The sequence below is a fragment of the Bradyrhizobium sp. P2_E8 genome, assembly GCF_056403875.1.
On sequence record NZ_JBFUES010001210.1, the window covers coordinates 1 to 2,009 of the forward strand.

Consider the following 2,009-nt stretch of genomic DNA (forward strand, 5'->3'; position numbering starts at 1 on the left):
GCGACCAGACCGGGCCGATCGACTATGTGAAGGTCGCCGACTTCCCGACCGTCCGGGAAGCCATTGTCGACGTGCTGGCGCGCCGGGCCGGCGGCGAGTCGCCCCAGAGGGCTGTGCTGGCCGTCGCGGGTCCCGTCACCAACAACCGCTGTGTCATGACCAACAGCCCCTGGGTCATCGACGGCAACGAGCTCCAGCCGACGCTCGGCTTCGACAGCGTCCATGTGCTCAACGATTTCGAGGTGGTCGCCTGGTCCCTGCCCGCCTTGCGGTCCGCCGATCTGATCCCGCTCGGCGGACAAGATGGCCTCCCCGGAGAACCGTTGCTGGTGGTCGGGCCCGGAACCGGTTTTGGCGTCTCCTGTCTGGTCGAGCGGCATGGGGCGCGGCTGGCCGTCGTCACCGAGGCGGGCCACGCGACCCTGCCGGCAGAGAACGAGCGCGAGGAGCGCGTGATCGCGTGCCTGCGCCGGCGCTTCGGCCATGTCTCCATCGAGCGCGGCGCGCTGTCGGGCTCGGGCTTGCAAAGCCTCTACGAGGCGCTGGCGGAGATCGATGGCGCCCAGGTGCCGCACCGCGACGCGGCCGCCATCACCAAGGCGGCCCTGGACGGCAGCTGCCCGGTCAGCCGCGCGACGCTGGAGATGTTTTGCGCCATCCTGGGCTCGGTCGCGGGCAACCTCGCGGTGACCTTCGGTGCCCGCGGCGGCGTCTATATCGCCGGCGGGATCGTGCCGCGATTCCCGGACTTCCTCGCAGCCTCGGCCTTCCGCGCACGCTTCGAAGCCAAGGGACGCTTCCAGGACTATTTGCGCAACATCCCGACCCGGCTGGTCACGAAGCCCGATGCCAGCTTCGTCGGCCTGAAGATGTTCGCCGACCACAATGTGGATTGAGGCGCGAGCGCCCGGCTGCAGTTCCGGTAATTCACAGGAGATTGCAACGCACGAACGGTTCCACGCAGGATCGTGCTTGCTCGTTTGTTCCCGATGAGAAACAATCCCCCTTGAGTGTGTGGCGTAGTTGCGGGGGCGTGACATGCGTAAGCAGGATCTGGGCTTCGACTATCACCGCTATCACCGTCTGCTGACCGAGGCGGATGACGAGGACAAACGGCTGGCGCTGATCGAGCTCTTGATCGAGGAAAAGGCGCGAGACCGGCTGGCCGCCCAGCGCGCCTCGGATCGCGCCGCGATGACGGCCCATACCATCGCCACGGTGCTGAGGAACGGTCGCAACTGAGACTTGCAATCCCGCGCCGGAACGGCGCGAGTCCGCGAGTCGATTGCGATTTCGTTAACGATCCCTCGCAATCTCGCGTCAAACCTTTTGCTCTAAGAGTTCCCTCACCTGATGCAATTCAGGGGTCAACAAAGGGGGGAATGAACATGAGCATGATTTCGCTCGCCGCAATGCCGGCCGCCGCCGAAACGCGTTTCGCCGCTTCTTCGTTCAAGACCATCTTGCTGTTCTGCTGCACGGGCCTCGTTGCCTCGTTCGGCCTGATGGCGCGCGGCATCGACCTCACTGCCGGCCTGATCTGAGAACCCGAGGAATTCCTTCGTCGAATGGCCGCCCCCGACGGGCGGCCATTTTCGTTGGTGCTCTCAGCGCGGCGTCTTCGCCGTCGCCCAGCGCGGCGTCTTCGCCGTCGCTCAGCGCGGCGCCTTCGCCGTCGCCCAGCGCCTTCGCTCAGTGCGGCACCTTCGCCGTGGCTTCCGGAAACATCGAATCGATCATCGCCTTGAGCTGATCGATCGAAATCGGCTTGCGCAGGATCGGCCTGCGGCGGAGCAACGACGGCAGCAGTTCCGGCCCGTAGCCGGTGGCGAACAGAAACGGCTTTCCGCGGCGCTCGATCAGGTCGGCGACGGGATCGACGTAGAGCCCCATGAGGTTGATGTCGAGGATGGCGAGGTCGTATTGCGCGGTCATGGCAAAGGCGCTCGCGTCCCGGACATTGTCCGCTTCCGCGACGACATGGTGGCCGAGCTCCTCCACCATGTCAG

At 65.7% G+C, this 2,009-nt stretch carries 4 protein-coding genes; 3 read left to right on the forward strand and 1 reads right to left on the reverse strand.

The window, feature by feature from the left end; genetic code table 11:
• From glk to AC1D00_RS38705, 3 genes are all read left to right on the forward strand, one after another.
• Window positions 1-896 (forward strand): glucokinase (glk, locus tag AC1D00_RS38695; protein WP_477014301.1); only part of this gene is annotated, 896 nt, incomplete at its 5' end.
• A 142-nt stretch (window positions 897-1,038) separates the two neighbouring features.
• Window positions 1,039-1,242: a hypothetical protein gene (locus AC1D00_RS38700; protein WP_135175386.1), complete on the forward strand. Its 204-nt coding sequence runs from the start codon at window positions 1,039-1,041 to the stop codon at window positions 1,240-1,242.
• 146 nt (window positions 1,243-1,388) lie between these two features.
• Window positions 1,389-1,544: a hypothetical protein gene (locus AC1D00_RS38705; protein WP_167770922.1), complete on the forward strand. Its 156-nt coding sequence runs from the start codon at window positions 1,389-1,391 to the stop codon at window positions 1,542-1,544.
• Between the two features lie 148 nt (window positions 1,545-1,692).
• Here the strand turns inward: AC1D00_RS38705 and AC1D00_RS38710 are convergent.
• Window positions 1,693-2,009, reverse strand: a 317-nt coding sequence (locus AC1D00_RS38710; RefSeq protein ID WP_477014302.1) for a response regulator, incomplete at its 5' end; no start/stop codon positions are given.